Origin of the sequence: Corynebacterium frankenforstense DSM 45800, from assembly GCF_001941485.1 — a bacterium.
In the GTDB taxonomy this organism is placed as follows: Bacteria; Actinomycetota; Actinomycetes; order Mycobacteriales; family Mycobacteriaceae; genus Corynebacterium; species Corynebacterium frankenforstense.
The window spans coordinates 679,446-698,550 of sequence record NZ_CP009247.1 but is presented as its reverse complement, the minus strand read 5'-3'; the positions used below and the strand labels follow the sequence as shown (position 1 = coordinate 698,550).

Here is a 19,105-nt window from a genome sequence, read left to right as displayed (position 1 = left end):
CTCTCTATTATGGGGGTGTGAGTAAAAATGTCCCGCCCTGGCCCGCCCCCGCCGCCCGCGGCCCGGTCCGCTGGCGCCAACATGTACCCGGTTCGAAGTCCATCACGAACCGGGCGCTCGTGCTGTCCGCCCTCGCCTCCGGCCCCTCGGAGATCGCCGGCGCCCTGCACTCCCGCGACACCCACCTGATGGCCGAGGCCCTGCGCGCCATCGGCGCGCGGATCCACTCCGACGAGCCCGGTCACGGCACCGCCTCGACGACGGTGAACGTCGACCCCGGTCCGCTGCGCGGCGGCACCGTCGAGTGCGGCCTGGCCGGCACGGTGATGCGCTTCGTGCCCCCGATCGCCGCGCTGACCCCGGAGGGCGCCTCCGTAGTCTTCGACGGCGACGCCCAGGCGCGCCGCCGCCCGATGGGCACGATCCTCGACGCCCTGCGCGACCTCGGCGTGGAGGTCCACGGCGACGCCCTGCCGTGCACGGTGCGCGGCGGCGCAGCCCGCGGCGGCGAGGTCACCGTCGACGCCTCCGGCTCCTCGCAGTTCGTCTCCGGGCTGCTGCTGGCCGGCGCCTGCTTCGAGGAGGGCGTCACCGTCCGCCACGAGGGCGGGCGGCTGCCCTCGGTGCCGCACATCGAGATGACCGTCGACATGCTGCGCACCGCGGGCGTGCTCGTCGACGTCGACGAGGACGCGCAGACCTGGCGCGTGCACCCCGGCCCCATCGCCGGGCGGCGCTGGGCCGTCGAGCCGGACCTGTCCAACGCCGCACCGTTCCTCTCGGCGGCGGCCGTCACCGGCGGCACCGTGCGCGTCTTCGACTGGCCGGAGCGGACCACCCAGGCCGGCGACGCCGTCCGCGGCGTGCTCGAGGCCATGGGCTGCACGGTCGAGCTGGTGCCCAGCGAGTCCGGCGGGCCGCACCCGCACGACCTCGAGGTCACCGGCCCGGCCGGCGGGCACCTGAAGGGCATCGAGCTCGACATGTCCGACTTCGGCGAGCTGGCCCCCACCGTGGCGGCGCTGGCGGCCCTGGCCCAGTCCGAGAGCCGCCTGACCGGCATCGCGCACCTGCGCGGCCACGAGACCGACCGGCTGACCGCGCTGAGCACCGAGATCAACCGGCTCGGCGGCGACTGCAGCGAGCTCGACGACGGCCTGCTCATCCGCCCGGCGTTCCTGCACGGCGGGGTCTGGCGCTCGTACGCCGACCACCGCATGGCCACCGCCGGCGCAGTGCTCGGCCTGCGCGTCCACGGCGTCGAGGTCGAGGACGTGCAGACCACCGCCAAGACCCTGCCCGGCTTCCAGATGATGTGGCAGACGATGGTCGACGAGGGGTGCCGTGCCTAGGCGCCACTACGACGAGTCCGACGTGCACGTGCGGCCCGGCAAGGGGTCGCGTCCGCGCACGAAGAAGCGGCCCGCGCACAAGGACGCCCTCTTCGGCATGGTGGTCACCAAGGACCGCGGCCGCTGGGGCGTGGTGCTCGACCGGGACCGCGACGCCGACGACCCCGTGCGCGTGGTGTGCATGCGCGCCCGCGAACTGGGGCGCACCCCCGTCGAGGTCGGCGACCGCGTCGGCGTGGTCGGCGACACCTCCGGGCGGGAGGGCACCCTGGCGCGCATCGTCAAGCTCGACGAGCGGACCAGCGTGCTGCGGCGCACCGCCGACGACACCGACTCCTACGAGCGCACCGTGGTCGCCAACGCGGAGCTGCTGCTCATCGTCTCCGCGGTGGCCGATCCCCCGCCGCGCTCCGGGTTCGTGGAGCGCTCCCTGGTCGCCGCCTTCGTCGGCGGCATCGAGCCGGTGATCGTGCTGACCAAGTCGGATCTGGCCGACCCGAGCGTGTTCGCCGCGGAGTTCGCGGACCTGGACGTGCCCGTGGTCGTCTGCGGCGTCGAGGACCCCCTCGACCCGCTGCTCGAGCGGATCTCCGGTCGGGTCTCCGCCCTGATCGGCCACTCCGGGGTGGGCAAGTCAACGCTGGTCAACCGGCTGGTGCCCGAGGCCGACCGCGCCACCGGGGAGGTCTCCGGGGTGGGCAAGGGCCAGCACACCTCCACCCAGTCGGTCGCGCTGCGCCTGCCGCGCGAGACCGGCGGCGGATGGATCATCGACACCCCCGGCATCCGCTCCTTCGGCCTGGCGCACGTCTCCCCCGACGACGTCATCGCGGCCTTCGAGGACCTCGCGGCCGCCGCGGAGGACTGCCCGCGCGGCTGCACGCACCTGGGCCCGCCGGCCGACCCGGAGTGTGCCCTCGACGAGCTGACCGGGGCGGGCGCGCGCCGCGTGGCGGCCGTGCGCCGGCTACTGGAGGCGCTGCACTCCAACGTCGACTGGGAGTGATGCGCGGGCTAGAGCAGCTCGATGAGGACCGGCAGCTCGGAGGGGTCGTAGAAGGCGAGCCAGTTGTCCTGGGCGTCGCCCACGGTCAGCTCCGCGTCCTCGTCGCCGAGGTCGGCGGCGTCGATGGCGGTCACCGCCTTCGCGGTGGCCTCCTCGGCGTCCGGCACGTCGACGTGGATGGCGGCGACGTCGTCGAGCTCGACCGCGGCCGGCTCGAGGCGCACCACGGACTCGCCGTTGTCCGGCACCGGGGTGACGTGGGCGTCGTCGACGTCGGCCGAGACCACCACGCGGCGGTGCGGGAACTTCTCCACGTCGCCGACGGCGAGCAGCCGCAGGCTGGCCAGCGCGGCCTGGTCGAAGGCGACGTCGGAGAGCTCCTCCTCGTCGCCCGAGGTGTAGAACTCGCGCAGGGCGTCGGTGACGGCGAAGGCCCAGCCGCTGCGGGCGTGGATGACGCCGGACTCGTTGAGTTCGGTCAGGGAGTTGAAGGTCGCGGGCAGGTAGACGCGCATCGGTTACCTAGAACTCGCCGTCGATGTCGAACAGGCCGGTGATCTCCACGACGGCCCGGTCGAAGGTCTGGTACATCACGCCGACCAGGCCGGACTCGACGGCGGCGCGCACGTTGACGATGGAGTCGTCGACGAAGACGCAGTCCTGCATCGGCAGCTCGAGGGCGTCGGCGGCGGCCTGGAAGGCCTCCTCGGCGGGCTTGCCCACGCCGATCTCCCCGGAGAGCAGCACCGCGTCGACGATCCCGCGGTACTCCCACTCGCGGATCGGCTCGGCGCCCTGGCCGCCCGGGTCGTTGGACAGGATGGCGGTGGCCACCCCGTTGGCCCGCGCCGCGGCGAAGAGGTTGCGCCAGCGACGCTGCTCCTCCTCGTCGCCGTCCAGCACGCCCACGTAGTCGACGATCAGTCCTCGCACGCTCTCACAACCCCTTCCGGTGGTGGTCTCGCCGGCCGCCGGCGTCGCGCGCCCGGCCGCTTTTCGTGTCACAATGATACCCAGCCCACCCCCGCCCCGCCGCCCGGGTCGCCCGCGCGACGAGGAGACAGACCACCATGTCCGCCGACACCGGCGCGCTGGTGCCCCTGCCGGGCACCGCCGTGCTCATGATGCTCGACCCGCAAGCGGCCCCGCCCCGGCCACCCGGGCCCCGCGCCGCCCGCGAGACCGACGGGGTCCACCCTCCCGACGGCGGCCGCTCCCCCGACGGGGACCGGGGCGGGCCCGGCTCCTCGGGGCGGCACCGGCCGAAGGCCGTGCGCGGCAGACCGGGGCCCACCGCCCCGCGCCGCCTGGCCCTGGCACGCGTCACCCGCGCCCTGCACGTCATCTTCGGGGTGTGCGGGCCGCGGGCCCTGGAATCGGCCGCCTACGGCCGCCAGGTGCGCCTGCACGCCGCCGCCCGCCGCGCCGAACGCGCCGCCGCCCGCCGCACGGGACGCGCCGGCGTGGACCGTACCGGACCGGGCGCAGCCGCCGCCTGGCCCACCGCACCCCGCGCCGCCACGGAGGTGCGCGTCCTCTCGCTGCACCTGCGCCCGGCACCCGCGCCCGGCCACGGGCGCACCAACGCGCGCACGCCGGGCCGCGAAGACGGCGACGCCCCCGCACCCGGGCGGGGTGCGGGGGCGTCGGAAATCGACGGGCGCGTGGAGGTCTTCGGCTCCTGCCGCGTCGACGGGCGTGTGCACGCCTTCGTCGCCTGCCTCGACGGTGGGCGCCTCGACGTGTTGCGCGTCGGCTGACACCCGGACGGGCACGGCCGGGCGCGGTCGAGGGCCCGTCGAGGTCAGTCGCGCGCGGCCGGGCCCTCGGTCTTGGCTGCGGCCTCGGCCGGGGCCGACTCGTTGGCGCCGGACTGGTCAGCAGCCTGCGTCTCCTGCTGCTCGAACTGCTTGCGCAGCAGGAACAGCTGGCGGACGGTCTCCTCCTTGATCGCGTCGTTCATCGCGTTGAAGAGGTCACCGCCCTCCTTCTGGTACTCGACCAGCGGGTCGCGCTGCGCCATCGCGCGCAGGCCGATGCCCTCCTTGAGGTAATCCATCTCGTAGAGGTGCTCGCGCCACTTCTGGTCGATGACCGGCAGCAGCACCATGCGCTCGACGGCGCGCATACGGCCCTCGCCGCCGAGGTCCTCGACCTTGGCCTCCAGCGAGTCGTACTGGGCGTTGACGTCGGCCAGCACGGCCTCGCGCAGCTGCTCGGCGGTCAGCTCGCCGGCCGGGCCGTACTCGTCGCCGTCGATGAGGCTCTGGTAGCTCATCGTCGGCCCGTACAGGGACTCCAGGGCGTGCCAGAGGCTCTCCAGGTCCCAGTCCTCGACGAAGCCGGTGGCGGTGGCGCCGTTGACGTAGGCCGAGACGGTCTCGTCGATCATCTTGCGGATGTAGGTCGAGATGTCCGCGGCCTCGAGCACCTCGTGGCGCTCGCGGTAGATGACCTTGCGCTGCTCGTTGAGCACCTCGTCGTACTTCAGGACGTTCTTGCGCATCTCGAAGTTCTGGTTCTCCACCTGCGCCTGCGCGCCCTTGATGGAGTTGGAGACCATCTTCGCCTCGATCGGCACGTCGTCCGGGACGTTGAGGCGGTTCATCATGTTCTCCATGGCCTGGCCGGAGAAGCGGACCATCAGGTCGTCGCGCATCGACAGGTAGAAGCGGGTCTCGCCCGGGTCACCCTGACGGCCGGAACGGCCGCGCAGCTGGTTGTCGATGCGGCGCGACTCGTGGCGCTCGGTGCCCAGCACGTAGAGGCCGCCGGCCTCGCGCACCTTGTCGCCGAGCTTCTTGGAGCGCTCCTGGGCGGCGGGCAGCTCCGCGTCCCAGGCCTCCTGGTAGGCCTCCTCGTCCTCGACGGGGTCGAGGCCGCGCTCGCGCAGCTTGATGTCGAGCAGGATGTCCGGGTTGCCGCCGAGCACGATGTCGGTGCCGCGGCCGGCCATGTTGGTGGCCACCGTGACGTTGCCGGGCAGGCCGGCCTGCGCGATGATCTGCGCCTCCTGCTCGTGGAACTTCGCGTTGAGCACGTTGTGGCGGATGCCGCGGTGCTGCAGCAGCTGCGAGAGGTACTCGGAGCGCTCGACGGAGGTGGTGCCCACCAGGACCGGCTGGCCGGCCTCCTGGCGCTCGGCGATGTCGTCGGCGACGGCGGCGAACTTGGCCTCCTGCGTCTTGTAGACGCGGTCGGAGTGGTCGACGCGCTGCTTCGGCTTGTTGGTGGGGACCTTGACCACGTTGAGCTTGTAGATCTGGTTGAGCTCGGCGGCCTCGGTCTCGGCGGTGCCGGTCATGCCGGCCAGCTTGTCGTAGAGGCGGAAGTAGTTCTGCAGGGTCACCGTGGCCAGGGTCTGGTTCTCGTTCTTGATCTCCACCCCCTCCTTGGCCTCGATGGCCTGGTGCATGCCCTCGTTGTAGCGGCGGCCGGCCAGGATGCGGCCGGTGAAGCTGTCGACGATGAGCACCTCGCCGTTGCGGACGATGTAGTCCTTGTCGCGCTCGAAGAGCTCCTTGGCCTTCAGCGCGTTGTTGAGGTAGCTGACCAGCTGGGAGTTCTCCGGGGCGTAGAGGTTGTCGATGCCGAGCTGGTCCTCGACGAACTCGACGCCGGCCTCGAGCACGCCGACGGTGCGCTTGCGGCGGTCCACCTCGTAGTGGACGTCGAGCTGCATGCGCGGGGCCAGCTGCGCGAAGACGGTGTAGTACTGCGAGGAGCCCTCGGCCGGACCGGAGATGATCAGCGGGGTGCGCGCCTCGTCGATGAGGATCGAGTCGACCTCGTCGACGATGGCGTAGTGGTGGCCGCGCTGCACGCAGTCGTCGAGGCTGCGGACCATGTTGTCGCGCAGGTAGTCGAAGCCGAGCTCGTTGTTGGTGCCGTAGGTGATGTCGGAGTCGTAGGCGGCCTTGCGGTCCTTGCGGTCGAGCTCCGGCAGGATCACGCCGACGGTCAGGCCCAGCCAGCGGTGCACACGGCCCATCCACTCGGCGTCGCGCTTGGCCAGGTAGTCGTTGACGGTGACCACGTGGACGCCCTTGCCCTCGAGGGCGTTGAGGTAGACCGGCAGCACCGAGGTCAGGGTCTTGCCCTCACCGGTGGCCATCTCGGCGACGTTGCCGAAGTGCAGGGCCGCGCCGCCCATGATCTGGACGTGGTAGTGCTTCTGCCCGAGCACGCGCCAGGAGGCCTCGCGGGCGGTGGCGAAGGCCTCGAGGAAGATGTCGTCGAGGCTCTCGCCGTCGGCCACGCGACGCTTGAACTCGTCGGTCTTGGCCTTGAGCTCGTCGTCGCTGAGGGCGGCGTACTCGTCCTCGAGGGCGACGACGTCGTCGGCGATCTTCGACAGGCGCTTCACTGTCCGGCCTTCGCCGGCGCGCAGAAGCTTGGACAGTCCAAACACGTCTACAGGTCCTTCGCTACATGGAATCTTCCGTTGTGCGTCCCAACATTGTACGCACGCGGCGGCGCGAGCCCTTCCGCGTCCGCCGAGTCTAACGGCTGCCCCGCCCGCGCACACAACGGGCGGCTGTGGGTTTCATGCACGGTGACCATGAGATTAACGACGCCGCACGCGTCGCGCGTGCCGGCCGGGTGCGGCCGGGGCGGCGTCGGCGGGGCGCAGGCGGGGTGCGGCCGGGTGCGGGCGCCGCGCCCGCGGACGGGTGCGGTCGGGCGCGTGCCGTGCCCGCGGCGGGGTACGGACGCACGAAGGCCGGGACCCGCCCGGGTGGGCGGGCCCCGGCCGGTGGGGCCACGGCGCGGTGCCGGCGGGCGCCGCGGGGCGCCGCCCGGTGTCACCGCGCCGGGTGACTCACTCCTCCTCGGTGAGGGTGATCAGGCCGTAGTCGAAGGCGTGGCGGCGGTACACCACGGACGGCCGGTTGTCCTCGGAGTTGACGAAGAGGAAGAAGTCGTGGCCGACGAGCTCCATCTCACTGAGCGCGTCGTCGACGGTCATCGGGTTGGCCGGGTGCTCCTTGGTGCGCACCACGCGGCCGGGCAGGATCTCCTCGACCTCGTCGGCGTACGGGTCGACGTCGTACTTGCCCTGCTGCTGCTTGGCCTTGTTCGCCTCGGCGACGAGGTCGGCCGCGATCTGACCGGTGCCCTTCGGGGCGCGGTGGCCCGACTGGGCGATGGAGCGACGCGCCTTGACCTTGCGCAGGGAGCGCTCCATCTTCGCCAGGGCGGTCTCCAGGGCCGCGTAGAAGCTGTCCTCCTTGGCCTCGGCGCGGGCGATGTGGCCCTTACCGGTCGCCGTGATCTGGATGCGATCGCACTCGGCTTCCCGCCGCGGGTTGGGCTCGTACTGCAGCTCAACGTGGAAGAAAGTCAGGGTGGGATCGAGACGCTCGATCTTGGCGAGCTTGGAGTTGACCCGTTCCGCGAAGTGCTCGGGCACCTCTACGTTGCGCCCGGTGATGGTCACCTGGGCGTCGGGGCCGAGAGCCTCGGTGGTGTTCTCGGCGCTGTCAGCAGAGTTCGACATCTGCTTTCCTCCCTCAGAATAGGCGGGACTGTAGGTCACCTCCCATGCTACCTTTGACGCGCGCAACAGTGTCCGGGCCCCCTCCCCCACCACGGCCCCGTCCAGGACCGATGCGGACACATTCACACATCCCCGGGGCCCGACTACCCCCTACGGAGGGTGGCCCCCGGTCCACCCCGGTGCACCCGGCGTCGCCTACGCCGCCGCGAAGGCGAGCGCACCGCGCACGTGCGCCCCGGCGACGGTGAGCTTCGCGCAGGCCGCCGCGAGCGTGGCCCCGGTGGTCACCACGTCGTCGACGAGCACCAGCTCGCCTGCCGGGACCGGCCCGCGCAGGCGCACCCGCCCGGCGAGGTTCGCCCGGCGCGCCGCCGGGGACAGGCCCACCGAGTCGCGCACCCCGCGGGCGTGGACGAGCACCGCGGCGGTGGGCAGCCCCGTGGCGCGGCAGGCGTCGGCGACCGGGTCCCCGCCGCGCAGGCGGGCCGAGCGCGCGGCCGTGGGCGCGGGCACCAGCACGGGGTGCTCACCGACCTCGCCGCGGGCGGTCAGGGTCGCCACCGCGGCGGCGAGCACCGCACCGACCCAGCGGCGCACGGTGCGGTCGCCGCGCTCCTTCATCGCCAGGATCACCGAGCGGCGCGTCTCCGAGTAGGGCCCGAGCGCCCACACCGGCACCCCGGGTTCCACCCGCGGCGAGACCCGGTGGGGCGGGGCGGCCAGTTCGGTGCGGCAGCGCGCGCAGAGCACCTCGCCCGGCGCGCCGCAGCCGGCGCAGCGCCGCGGCAGCAGCAGCTCCAGTTCCGGCAGCAAGCACTCCCCCTCTCCCCGTGGGCGGCCCCGGGCGGGCACCGGTCCACCGGCCCCGGGCGGGTGCCGGCCCGCGCAGTCCCCCGGCGGCGGGCGTGGGCCCGCCGCCCCTCGCCTGCGGAATCTACCGCAGCCGGGGCGTCAGTGCGCGACGACCGGGGCGGAGCGCACGCCCTGCAGGCCGGGCACCTCGCGCCAGAAGGCGCTGTCGGAGGTGCCGTTGGCGGGCAGCTGGCGGATGGCCAGGGCGTCGGTGAGGTAGAGCGTGTTCTGCCCGGAGGCGACGGCCACCACGGGCGCGGTGACGTTGCCGGAGGGCAGCGAGACCAGCGAGGAACCGTCCTGCTCGACGCGCCACAGCGGCGACTCGGCCGAGGAGGTGCCCACCACCAGCGAGCCGTCGGCCTGCCAGTCGAGCGAGACGGCCGTTCCGTCGAGCTGCGCGGCGATCTCGGTGACGTTGACCACGCTGCGCTCGCCGTTGGGGCGCTGCGCGACGACGCCGAGGTAGACGTGGCCGTCGACGATCATGGCCACACGCACGCCGGTGCGCGACAGCTGCAGCACGGAGATCTCCTCGTCGGCGCTCTCGGTGTCGTCGAGGCCGTCGATGCGGACGGAGGTGCGCGCGACCGCGCCGGTGGAGTTGGAGCGCACCAGGCGCACCACGTCGTGGCCGTCGACGACCGTCCAGGCGCCGGCGGCCTCGGGCTCGATGGTCGGCCGGGTCAGCGTCTGGCCGCTCAGCTGGCGGGTCAGCCCGTTCTCGGTGCCGCCCATCCACAGCTCGTTGATGTTGCCGCGGCGGCGCACCACGGCCGCGACGTCGTCGACGGAGACGTCGGCCGAGGCGATGTCCCCGGCCGTGCCCAGCTCGCCGGGCACGGGGTCGGCGCCGGCGCCGGAGACCTTCAGCAGGTTGCCGTCAGAGAGCGCGTAGAGCGGGGCGACGGCCGCAGAGCCGGTCTCCGGGTTGAAGGCGGCGAAGTCGTCGGTGGTCAGCTCGCGGTAGCCCTCGGCCAGCGGGGCGCCGTCGGCCTCGATGGTGTACGGGCCGGGGATGTCGGCCTCGGCCAGGGTCCAGACGAGCTGGGCGGCGAAGGCGATGCGCTGCTCCGGGCTCATCGAGCCCATGCCGGCGAAGCGGTAGACGCCGTCCTCGGTGCCGAGGAAGCTGGCCTCCTCGGGCAGGTCGTGGCGCACGCCGGGCTCCAGGCCGGCGGCCGGGCCCTGCACGAGCAGGTTGATCAGCGCGGCGTCCTGCGCGCGCTCGCCGGAGTAGACCCAACGGCGGTCGCCGACGAGCACGCGCCCGGCGGGGTCGAAGAAGAAGATGCGGTGCGGCTCGTAGTTGTTGCGCAGCTCGGTGCGTTCGAAGACCACGCCGTCGGGCAGCGCGGTGATGCGCCACTGGCCGTCGTCCTGGCGGCGCAGCGTCACGCTGGCCTCGTAGGTGCCGTTGTCCGGGCTGTAGGCACCGTCGGAGTCGAGCCGGCCGATGACGGTGCCGCGCACGTCGAAGGTGCGCTCGTCGGCGTTGGCGCCGGCCTGGGTGTTGATGTCGATGCGGTCGACCACCAGCGTGGACTCCTGCGGGGTCCAGCGCTGGGAGATGCCGCCGGCCAGGTAGCCGCGCGCGGCCTGGTAGTCCTGCGTCGGGCGCGCGGCGGCGGTGTAGAACTCGCGCAGCAGCAGGTCCGGCTCCTGGTCCGGGGTGGGGCCCAGGTCCGGTTCGGTGCGCTCGTTGGGCGCGAAGGGGCGCAGCGCGTTCGGCTCGGAGTTGCGCGGCAGCGAGCTGCACGAGGCGAGCATGCCCGCGCAGGTCACCACGGCCACAGCGGCGCGCAGTCGGGTTCGGCGGTTTCGCACTCAGTCCTCCTCGTTGCTTTCCGACGCCCCGCCCGCCGGCGTCTCCGGTTCCGTTTCGCCCGGGGCGGCGGCGCCCCGCTGGGCGTCTCGCCCGGCGGAGGCGGGCGTGTCCCGCTCCGGGTCCACGGTGCGCTCGGCGCGCTCCTCGGCGGTGGGCGCCGGCGCTTCCGGAGCCTCCGGCATATCCGGCGTATCCGGCGTTTCCGGCGCGGGCGCCGCCGGCGCCTGCGCGCCCGACGGCGCGGCGACCGCGACGGTGCCCGACGCGGCGTCGTCAATCTCTTCGGCGGGCCGCCCGCAGGAGCCGGGGGCGATGAGCGGCAGCGGGTCCTCGGTGTACTCGGCCAGCGGGGTCAGCGGCAGCACGAGGCGGAACTGGGAGCCCACGCCCTCGGTGCCGGCGGCGTCGATGTGCCCGCCGTGCAGGTGGGCGTCCTCCTGGGCGATGGCCAGGCCGAGGCCGGTGCCGCCCGAGTGGCGCACGCGCGAGGGGTCCGCGCGCCAGAAGCGGTTGAACACCAGCTCCTCCTGGCCCTCCTTCAGGCCCACACCGTGGTCGGTGACGGTGACCGCGAGCGCCTCGTCGTTGGCGGCCCAGTCGACCTCGACCGGCTGGGACTCGGAGTGGTCCACGGCGTTGGCCAGCAGGTTGCGCAGGATGCGCTCGACGCGGCGCGAGTCGCCCGTGACGCGGATCGGCTCGGCGGGGCCGAGCAGGCGGATCTCGGTGCCGACCTGCTCGGCGATGGGCTCGACCTGGCGGACGGCCTCGTCGACGCTCATGCGGATGTCGAAGAGCGACTCGTTGAGGTCGGCCACGCCGGCGTCGTGGCGCGAGATCTCCAGCAGGTCGGAGAGCAGGTCCTCGAAGCGGTCGAGCTCGCCGGTCAAAAGCTCGGAGGCGCGCTTGGTCGCCGGGTTGAACTCGTCGTTGTGCATGGCGATCATGTCCGCGGCCATGCGCACGGTGGTCAACGGGGTGCGCAGCTCGTGGGAGACGTCCGAGGTGAACTGGCGCTGCAGGTCGCCGTACTCCTTGAGCTGGCGGATCTGCTTCGACAGCGACTCGGCCATGGAGTTGAAGCTCATGGCCAGGCGGGCCATCTCGTCCTCGCCCTCGACCGACATGCGCTCGCGCAGGTGGCCGGCGGCCAGACGCTCGGCGATGCGGCTGGCCGAGCGGACCGGGGTGATCACCTGCTGGGCGAGCAGCCAGGCGATGCCGACGAGCAGGACGATGAGCACCACGGCGGCCGCGGAGATCAGCCCGCGCATCAGCGCCATCGTCTCCTGGTCGTTCTCCATGCTCATCACCAGGTAGACCTGCAGGCCCGGGATGTCGGCGTCGGTGGGCGTGCCGATGACCAGGGCCGAGTAGGTCGAGCCGTCGGAGCGGTTGACCTCGGTGAACTGGTAGGAGATCTGGTTCTGGTCGACGTAGTAGCGCAGCCGTTCCGGGATCCGGTAGCCCTCCGGGGAGGTCGTCACGGTGCCGTCCTGGTTGGCCACGAGCAGCACCGGTTCGTAGAGGGCGGCCGGCTCGTCCTGGGAGGCGCGGTTGGTCAGCGCGGCGCGCGCGGAGTTCAGCCGCGACTGCACCGAGCTGCTCGCGCCGGTGGCCGAGATCTGCTCCTCGACGGCGAGGCGGGCGCGGTCGATGTCCGAGTTGGCCGTGTCGATCTTCGCGTCGACCAGCTGCTGGGTGACCACGGAGACCATGGACAGACCGAGCACGATCATCACCACGGTCGTGGCGACCACGATGGAGCCGATGACGCGGACCTGCAGCGAGGTGCGCCACGACTCGGCGACCGTGGCGCGCAGGGAGGCGAGTTTCTCCCGCAAGAGGCGCTACTCCCCCACGCCGCCGGTCTTGTAGCCCACGCCCCGCACGGTCAGCACGATCTGCGGGTTCTCCGGGTCCTTCTCGATCTTCGAGCGCAGCCGCTGGACGTGCACGTTGACCAGGCGGGTGTCCGAGGCGTGGCGGTAGCCCCAGACCTTCTCCAGCAGCTCCTCACGCGAGAAGACCTCGGTGGGACGCCGCGCCATCTCGACGAGCAGGTCGAACTCGAGCGGGGTCAGGTTGATCTCCTGCTCGCCGCGGCGCACGGTGTGGCGCGGGACGTCGATGACCAGGTCGCCGACCTCGATGGACTCGGAGGGGTGGTCGTCGCTGCGGCGCAGGCGCGCGCGGATGCGGGCGACGAGCTCCTGCGGCTTGAACGGCTTGGTGATGTAGTCGTCCGCGCCGGACTCGAGCCCGAGGACCACGTCGACGGTGTCCGTCTTCGCGGTGAGCATGACGATCGGCACGGTCGAGGTCTCGCGGATCGCCCGGCAGATGTCGATGCCGTTGATGCCCGGGAGCATCAGGTCGAGCAGGATCAGGTCCGGGTCCTCACGCTCGAAGGCGGGCACGGCCTCGGAGCCGTCCATGACGGCCACGGGGTCGAAACCCTCGCCCTCGAGCACGAGCGTGAGCATCTCGGAGATGGCCGGGTCGTCATCGACGACGAGGATCTTCGGCACGGTGAGCCACTCCCTGCTGTCTGGGGCCGCCGGCGGGCCGTGACGGGCCCTCCGGTGCGGCGCGCGGATAAGTCTGTGTTTGCGCTGATGGTCCGCGCCGCCGGGCGCTCGGTCAGCCCAGGCCCGCGGCGGCGAGGATCTTCGCCGGATCCGACGTTACCAGCCAGGGCCCGCCCCACCGGCGATCGGCGAGGCGCAGGTAGGCCTGCCACGTGCGCTCCTGCAACCCGGAGTCGCGCTCATAGCGGTCCCGGGTGCGCGAGGCGTCGGCGGCCTCCCGGCCGCGGGCCCGCTCGGCGGCGGTGGCCGGGTCGGTGTCCAGCAGGACGGTCAGGTCCGGCCGCGGCAGGCCGAGGCGGGAGAACTCGAGGTCCTCGACCCAGTCGACCACCGCCTCGTCGCCGGTGCGCGCCCAGGAGTAGGCGGCGTTGGAGGCGACGTAGCGGTCGCAGATGAGCACGCCGCCGGCGGCGGTCGCGGCCGGGGCGGTGCCGGCGGCGGTCGCGGTCGGGGCGGTGCCGGCGGCGGGGTGCCCCGACGCCGCGCGGAGCCGGTCGAGGGCGCCGTGGCGGTCCAGCGCGAACAGCGTGGCCATCGCGTAGGCGGAGTCGGTCAGGTCCCCCATCCGCCCGTGCAGGGCCTCGGCGGCCAGCTGGGCGTGCACGGACTCCCCGTAGCGGGGGAAGGCGAGCACGTCCGCGCCGGTGGCCTCGACCAGCCCGCGCACGAGCGTGTTCTTGCCGGCCCCGTCGAGGCCCTCGACTGCGATCAGCATCTGCCCGGTCTCCTCCGCGGGATCAGTAGCGGTAGTGCTCGGGCTTGAACGGGCCGGCGACGTCGACGCCGATGTACTCGGCCTGCTCCTTGGTCAGCTCGGTCAGCTCGCCGCCGAGGGCCTCGACGTGGATGCGCGCGACCTTCTCGTCGAGGATCTTCGGCAGGCGGTAGACCTCGTTGCCGTAGTCGTCCGGGTGGGTGAACAGCTCGATCTGGGCGATCGTCTGGTCGGCGAAGGAGTTCGACATCACGAAGCTGGGGTGGCCGGTGGCGTTGCCCAGGTTGAGCAGGCGGCCCATGGACAGCACGATGATCGCGCGGCCGTTGGGCAGGTGGAACTCGTCGACCTGCGGCTTGATGTTGGTGCGGGTGACGTCGTCGCGGTGGATCAGGCTGGCCATGTCGATCTCGTTGTCGAAGTGGCCGATGTTGCCCAGCACCGCGTGGTCCTTCATCTTGAGCATGTCGTCGAAGGAGATGATGCCCAGGTTGCCGGTGGCGGTGACGACGATGTCGGCCTCGGCGATGGCGTCCTCGACGGTGACCACGGGGAAGCCCTCCATCAGGGCCTGCAGGGCGTTGATCGGGTCGGCCTCGGTGACCTTCACGCGCGCACCCTGGCCCTTCATGGCCTCGGCGCAGCCCTTGCCCACGTCGCCGTAGCCGCAGATGAGCACGTTCTTGCCGCCGATGAGCATGTCGGTGGCGCGGTTGATGCCGTCGATGAGGCTGTGGCGGGTGCCGTACTTGTTGTCGAACTTGCTCTTGGTGACGGCGTCGTTGACGTTCATCGCCGGGAAGGGCAGCAGGTTCTCCTGCGCGAAGTGGTAGAGGCGGTGCACGCCGGTGGTGGTCTCCTCGGTGACGCCGCGGATCTCGGCGGCGGCCCGGCGCCAGCGCTCGCCGTCCTTCTCCAGGGCGCCGCGCAGCATGTCCTTGAAGGCGATCTCCTCGTCGGAGTCGGTGGCGTCGGCCGGCGGCACGGCGCCGGCCTGCTCGAACTCGACGCCCTTGATCACGGCCATGGTCGCGTCGCCGCCGTCGTCGAGAATCATGTTCGGCTCCACGCCGTCACCCCAGGTGAAGACGTTGAGCAGGCAGTCCCAGTACTCCTCGAGGGTCTCGCCCTTCCAGGCGAAGACGGGCGCGCCCTGCGGGTCCTCCGGGGTGCCCTCGCCGACGACGACGGCGGCGGCCGCGGCGTCGTCGGTGGAGAAGATGTTGCAGGAGGCCCAGCGGACCTCGGCGCCGAGCTCGAGGAGGGTCTCGATGAGCACGGCGGTCTGCACGGTCATGTGGATCGAGCCGGCGATCCGGGCGCCGGCGAGCGGCTTCTCCTGGCCGTACTCCTCGCGCAGGGCCATCAGGCCGGGCATCTCGTGCTCGGCCAGACGGATCTGGTGGCGGCCGGCCTCGGCGAGCGAGATGTCGGCGATCTTGTAGTCACTGACCGTGGTCATCAGGCGGTTCAACTCCTCGGGATTCGTTCGGGGTGTTCAGGCTTCCCCCAACCATAACCCCGCCCCCGGTCGCCCGCCCGTGCCCGGCGTGCGGCGGCGTCCGTCGACGCGCCGCCGCCGTGGCGGATCGGCGGCCGGCGCGGCCGGTCGGTGCGCCGCGCGGCCGTCGCTGCCGGTCGGTGCGCCGCGCGGCCGTCGCTGCCGGTCGGTGCGCCGCGCGGCCGGAGGGTCAGCGGATCAGCTGAGCGCCTCGAGGTAGACCTCGAGGTCCTCCTCGACCTCGGCGGCCTCGAGCACCGCACCGGCGGCCTCGGAGAGCTCCTCGGAGTCGGTGCCGATCAGGCGGCGGATGAAGGGGTGCTCGTCGGCGATCGCCCCGGCCGAGAACGGCGCGCCGGCCCAGATGGCGGCGACCGTGGCCGCGGCCCGGCCGTTGATGATCTCCTCCTCGGAGGCCTCCTCGGACCCCGCGAGCACGCAGGCGTCCCGGACGGCCTCCACGACCTCGTCGTCGTCGAGGTCGTTCAGCTCATCGAGGAACTCCTCGTTGACGTCGTCTCCGAGAATCTTCACGTCCCAGGCACCCATGGGGCCCCACCTCTCCGGTCGATGCCCGCCGGGGAGGCGCAAGCATAGCGTCTACCCCTTGCCCCGACGGCGATTTCTGATATGTTCGTTACCACGTTGTGACCTTAGGCGGTCACAAGAGAACCCGGAGCGTCCGGCGGCGCACCGCCGCCGGGGAGCTCGAGGCCCTGTACAAGGCCCGTTATACCTGGAGACAATGGGAAGCGAAAGTGGTGCGTCTGTGAGAGGCGAGACGAAGAAGGTGATCACCTTCATCGGACTGGGCATCGTCGCCGCCTTGGCCGTCGGCCTGCTCGTCTGGCAGTTCAACACGCCGTTCTCCAACAGCTCCGCCGAATCCGGCTACGACACCACCAACGGGCACCTGACCGCCGCCAGCGAAGAGGTGCGCGACGAGGACGAGCCCACCGAGGCCGAGTCCGGCGCCGACACCGAGGGCGGCCAGACCGCCCACGCCGAGGCCGAGCACCAGCCCGTCGCCCCGACCAACGACCCGCTGCTGCCCCCGCACGCGGTCTCCCCGGACCGGGGCGCCCAGGCCGCCGTCCCGACGCGCTACTACCGCCCGACCAACGTCGAGGAGCCGACGCGCGCGCCGCAGAGCGGCCCCGTCGGCACCGTCGCCGAGCCGACCCCGAGCACGGCGACCCCGACCCCGCAGTCCACCCCGGCCTCCCCCTCGACCTCGCTGAACCCGGGCTCCGGCCAGGACCAGGGCGACATGGGCATCCACCGCACCGAGCAGCCGGCCGAGCCGACGGGCGAGACCTCCGGGCCGGGCGACATGCCGGATCCGGTGCCGTCCTGGTCGGCGCCGACCGAGGGCCTGGACTCGATGGATTTCCCGCGCATCGACGAGTGGTCCCTGCCCCCGCAGCGCTGACCCCCTCCTCCGGAGCTCCGCCCCGGGACAGCCCCCGCAGGCGACCAGGCAATTGAGACGTGAGAAGGGGCGCGGCCGAAGCCGCGCCCCTTTCTGCTGCGCTGAGCCGCGCCGTCGTCTCCGACGACGGACTAGCAGCGCACCCAGACCAGCTGGCCGGGGCCGGTGACGGTGACCTCCGGGTCCTCGGCGGCCAGCCACAGCGCGTCGCCGGCGCTGAGCTTCTTGTCCGCGACCTCGAGGTGGCCGTTGGTGCACAGCAGGATCGCCGGGGCGTCCTGGTCGATGCGCCAGCCGTCGGCCGGCGGGTGGCCGACGGTGATGACGAAGTCGGACACCGGCACCGGGTAGTCCACGGAGCCGGCCGGGCCCTCCTCGCTGGGCACGGGCACCACGCGCGGGTCGGCCAGCGGGGTGAAGTCGAGGACGCGCACCAGCTCGGGGACGTCGACGTACTTGGAGGTCAGTCCGCCGCGCAGCACGTTGTCGGAGTTGGCCTGGATCTCCACGCCCATGCCCTGCACGTAGGCGTGCAGCTGCCCGGCGTCGAGGTAGATGGCCTCGCCGGGGCGCAGGGTGACGTGGTTGAGCAGCAGGGCACCGAGGACGCCGACGTCGCCGGGGTAGCGCTGGTTGAGATCGACGACGGTGCGCAGCACGTCGCCGATCCAGTCGTCCCGCCTGCCGCGCACACGGGCCCTGGCGACGATCGCGTCGATGAGCTCGCGGCGGGTCTCGCCCGGGATGGTGATCCAGGTGGTGAACAGCCCGCGCAGGTCGGTCTCACCGTCCGGGCCCGGGTCCAGCATGGTCAGGTAGCGGTCGCACTCGGGGCAGTCGAGCTCGGCGAAGAGCTCGCGGGTGGCCTCGACGGGGCGGAAGCCGGCCATCGCGCGGAACTCGGTCAGCGCGATCATGATCTCCGGCTTGTGGTGCGCGTCGCGGTAGTTGCGGTTCGGCGCGTCGACGGGCACCCCGGCCGCGTTCTCCCGGGCGAAGCCGGCCTCGGCCTGCTCCGGCGAGGGGTGGGCCTGCAGGGACAGCGGCTGGTCGGCGGCGAGGATCTTGACCAGGAAGGGCAGCTGACCGTCGTGGGCGTCGGCCACGCGCCCGCCGAGCGTGGCGCGCGGGTCGGCGGCCACCGCGGCGTCGAGAAGCGTCCCGGAGCCCGCCAGTTCAGACGGCGAGGCGGGGTGCGCGCCGTACCAGAGCTCGGCCTCGGGGCGCTCGGAGGGCACCTGCCGGCCACAGAGCGCGGGCAGCAGCGTGCGCGAACCCCACGGGTACGCACGGATGGTTCCGTTGAGCAGATCCATTGTGTACTCGATTACCTCCGGTGGAACGCGGTGGCGGCGAAACCGCGGGTGATCAGGCGCAGAGCGCGCGCCGCCGGGCCCGCGGCCGCGTCCTCGGGCGCGTCCTGGGCCACGGCGTCGGGCAGGCCGGCTTCTTCGGCCGCCCATACGACGACCCTCAAAGGTATCACCCCGTCGTCGCCGTCGATCAGCGGGTCGTGGAAGATGTCGCGCACCGGGGCGGTGGCGGCCAGCTCGGCGGGACCGGCCACGCCCGAGTAGACGCCGCGGGCGGACCACAGCGCGGCGACCACGCCGGCGACGGCGCGGCCGGTGCGGTCGAGGCCGGTGTGCATCACGCGGTGGCCCTCGACGGCGGCGGCCAGGTTGCGGGCGGGGTTGACCACCTCGTCGCGCTCGGGCACGAGCGACTGCAGCTCCTCGTCGACGAGGTCCGCGGTCATGGTCAGCGCCTCGGCCACGGGCGCGGCGTCGCGGTACAGCAGCTCGAGCACGGTGTGCACGGTGCCGAAGGCGCGCGCGGGAGAGTCGCCCGAGGCGCCGGCCGGCGGCTCGAGCACCACGGCCGACTCCGGGGCGTCCTCGATCAGCGGCCCGTCGGCGGGGCCGGCGAGGATGATCGGGCAGCCGCGGCGCGCGGCGACGGCGCAGGACTCCTCCAGGGCGACGACGGCCTCCGGGTCGGGTTCGCCGAGCACGACGACGAGGTCGAGCGGTCCGGCGTAGGCCGGTAGCTCGCGGGTGACCACGACGGGCACCCGCAGCGGGGCGTGCAGGTCCGCGGCCGCGCCCGCACAGCGGGCGGCCAGCTCGTCGGCGGCGACCACGATGACGCTGCGCGGATCGAGTCCGCGCAGGTCCACGCGATGGGCGAGGGTGACCAACGTGCGCACCTGCGCCCCCTCGTAGGCGGCAGGCAGAAACAGCCGCGACTCATCCGCGGCCGGGTCTGGGAGATTCATGGCAACCAGGATAGCGGTGCCGCGTGACAGTACGGTGGGAGATACCGTGG

The 19,105-nt window shown here is 72.6% G+C and carries 17 protein-coding genes; 4 read left to right on the top strand and 13 right to left on the bottom strand.

Annotated elements, in window-relative coordinates; all coding sequences use genetic code 11:
- The first annotated feature begins 17 nt into the window (after window positions 1-17).
- Window positions 18-1,352: a 3-phosphoshikimate 1-carboxyvinyltransferase gene (gene aroA / locus CFRA_RS03000; RefSeq protein ID WP_075663400.1), complete on the top strand. Its 1,335-nt coding sequence runs from the start codon at window positions 18-20 to the stop codon at window positions 1,350-1,352.
- Window positions 1,345-2,358: a ribosome small subunit-dependent GTPase A gene (gene rsgA, locus CFRA_RS02995; RefSeq protein WP_075663399.1), complete on the top strand. Its 1,014-nt coding sequence runs from the start codon at window positions 1,345-1,347 to the stop codon at window positions 2,356-2,358. Before aroA ends, rsgA begins: the two co-directional genes overlap by 8 nt.
- Window positions 2,359-2,366: 8 nt before the next feature.
- Here the strand turns inward: rsgA and CFRA_RS02990 are convergent, their stop codons facing one another.
- Both CFRA_RS02990 and CFRA_RS02985 read right to left on the bottom strand, forming a co-directional pair.
- Window positions 2,367-2,873: a DUF6912 family protein gene (locus tag CFRA_RS02990; RefSeq protein WP_075663398.1), complete on the bottom strand. Its 507-nt coding sequence runs from the start codon at window positions 2,871-2,873 to the stop codon at window positions 2,367-2,369.
- Between the two features lie 7 nt (window positions 2,874-2,880).
- The gene (locus CFRA_RS02985) at window positions 2,881-3,291 is read right to left on the bottom strand and encodes an HAD-IA family hydrolase (protein WP_075663397.1); all 411 of its coding nucleotides are present in this window, start codon (window positions 3,289-3,291) and stop codon (window positions 2,881-2,883) included.
- Between the two features lie 137 nt (window positions 3,292-3,428).
- On the opposite strand from CFRA_RS02985, the gene CFRA_RS02980 reads away from it, so the two are divergent.
- Window positions 3,429-4,118 (top strand): hypothetical protein, encoded by a 690-nt coding sequence (locus CFRA_RS02980; RefSeq protein WP_075663396.1) that lies wholly within the window; start codon window positions 3,429-3,431, stop codon window positions 4,116-4,118.
- 44 nt (window positions 4,119-4,162) lie between these two features.
- On the opposite strand, the gene secA is transcribed toward CFRA_RS02980, so the two are convergent.
- From secA to CFRA_RS02935, 9 genes are all read right to left on the bottom strand, one after another.
- Window positions 4,163-6,769 carry a preprotein translocase subunit SecA gene (secA, locus tag CFRA_RS02975; protein WP_075663395.1) on the bottom strand — a complete coding sequence of 869 codons (2,607 nt, stop codon included), beginning with the start codon at window positions 6,767-6,769 and terminating at the stop codon, window positions 4,163-4,165.
- Window positions 6,770-7,180: 411 nt separating this feature from the next.
- Entirely contained in the window at window positions 7,181-7,858 is a 678-nt protein-coding gene (gene hpf / locus CFRA_RS02970) for a ribosome hibernation-promoting factor, HPF/YfiA family (protein ID WP_075663394.1), read from the bottom strand.
- A 195-nt stretch (window positions 7,859-8,053) separates the two neighbouring features.
- Window positions 8,054-8,671, bottom strand: a complete 618-nt coding sequence (locus CFRA_RS02965) for a ComF family protein (RefSeq protein ID WP_342743166.1) — start codon at window positions 8,669-8,671, stop codon at window positions 8,054-8,056.
- A gap of 138 nt (window positions 8,672-8,809) precedes the next feature.
- On the bottom strand, window positions 8,810-10,537 hold the full coding sequence (gene lpqB, locus CFRA_RS02960) for an MtrAB system accessory lipoprotein LpqB (protein ID WP_075663393.1): 1,728 nt from the start codon (window positions 10,535-10,537) through the stop codon (window positions 8,810-8,812).
- A complete protein-coding gene (mtrB, locus tag CFRA_RS02955) occupies window positions 10,538-12,382 on the bottom strand; it encodes an MtrAB system histidine kinase MtrB (protein ID WP_281247468.1) in 1,845 nt (614 codons plus the stop codon).
- Between the two features lie 6 nt (window positions 12,383-12,388).
- Complete coding sequence (gene mtrA, locus CFRA_RS02950) at window positions 12,389-13,069, bottom strand: MtrAB system response regulator MtrA (RefSeq protein WP_075663392.1); 681 nt, start codon at window positions 13,067-13,069, stop codon at window positions 12,389-12,391.
- 112 nt (window positions 13,070-13,181) lie between these two features.
- Window positions 13,182-13,844, bottom strand: coding sequence for a dTMP kinase (locus tag CFRA_RS02945; protein ID WP_075663391.1), 663 nt, complete (start codon window positions 13,842-13,844; stop codon window positions 13,182-13,184).
- 22 nt (window positions 13,845-13,866) lie between these two features.
- A complete protein-coding gene (gene ahcY / locus CFRA_RS02940; protein ID WP_075664826.1) occupies window positions 13,867-15,306 on the bottom strand; it encodes an adenosylhomocysteinase in 1,440 nt (479 codons plus the stop codon).
- 237 nt (window positions 15,307-15,543) lie between these two features.
- Window positions 15,544-15,894 (bottom strand): hypothetical protein, encoded by a 351-nt coding sequence (locus tag CFRA_RS02935; protein ID WP_075663390.1) that lies wholly within the window; start codon window positions 15,892-15,894, stop codon window positions 15,544-15,546.
- Window positions 15,895-16,114: 220 nt separating this feature from the next.
- On the opposite strand from CFRA_RS02935, the gene CFRA_RS02930 reads away from it, so the two are divergent.
- Window positions 16,115-16,777 carry a hypothetical protein gene (locus CFRA_RS02930; protein WP_156887949.1) on the top strand — a complete coding sequence of 221 codons (663 nt, stop codon included), beginning with the start codon at window positions 16,115-16,117 and terminating at the stop codon, window positions 16,775-16,777.
- 131 nt (window positions 16,778-16,908) lie between these two features.
- On the opposite strand, the gene manA is transcribed toward CFRA_RS02930, so the two are convergent.
- Both manA and CFRA_RS02920 read right to left on the bottom strand, forming a co-directional pair.
- A complete protein-coding gene (manA, locus tag CFRA_RS02925; RefSeq protein ID WP_075663388.1) occupies window positions 16,909-18,093 on the bottom strand; it encodes a mannose-6-phosphate isomerase, class I in 1,185 nt (394 codons plus the stop codon).
- 11 nt (window positions 18,094-18,104) lie between these two features.
- Window positions 18,105-19,055 carry a hypothetical protein gene (locus CFRA_RS02920; protein WP_075663387.1) on the bottom strand — a complete coding sequence of 317 codons (951 nt, stop codon included), beginning with the start codon at window positions 19,053-19,055 and terminating at the stop codon, window positions 18,105-18,107.
- Between the last annotated feature and the right edge of the window lie 50 nt (window positions 19,056-19,105).

What these genes read in the sequence shown, in the direction of transcription:
- manA (WP_075663388.1), bottom strand. Translation starts at nt 18,093, where the DNA reads ATGGATCTGCTCAACGGAACCATCCGTGCGTACCCGTGGGGTTCGCGC.
- CFRA_RS02935 (WP_075663390.1), bottom strand. Translation starts at nt 15,894, where the DNA reads ATGGGTGCCTGGGACGTGAAGATTCTCGGAGACGACGTCAACGAGGAG.
- hpf (WP_075663394.1), bottom strand. Translation starts at nt 7,858, where the DNA reads ATGTCGAACTCTGCTGACAGCGCCGAGAACACCACCGAGGCTCTCGGC.
- CFRA_RS02990 (WP_075663398.1), bottom strand. Translation starts at nt 2,873, where the DNA reads ATGCGCGTCTACCTGCCCGCGACCTTCAACTCCCTGACCGAACTCAAC.
- CFRA_RS02945 (WP_075663391.1), bottom strand. Translation starts at nt 13,844, where the DNA reads ATGCTGATCGCAGTCGAGGGCCTCGACGGGGCCGGCAAGAACACGCTC.
- CFRA_RS02920 (WP_075663387.1), bottom strand. Translation starts at nt 19,055, where the DNA reads ATGAATCTCCCAGACCCGGCCGCGGATGAGTCGCGGCTGTTTCTGCCT.
- ahcY (WP_075664826.1), bottom strand. Translation starts at nt 15,306, where the DNA reads ATGACCACGGTCAGTGACTACAAGATCGCCGACATCTCGCTCGCCGAG.
- CFRA_RS02980 (WP_075663396.1), top strand. Translation starts at nt 3,429, where the DNA reads ATGTCCGCCGACACCGGCGCGCTGGTGCCCCTGCCGGGCACCGCCGTG.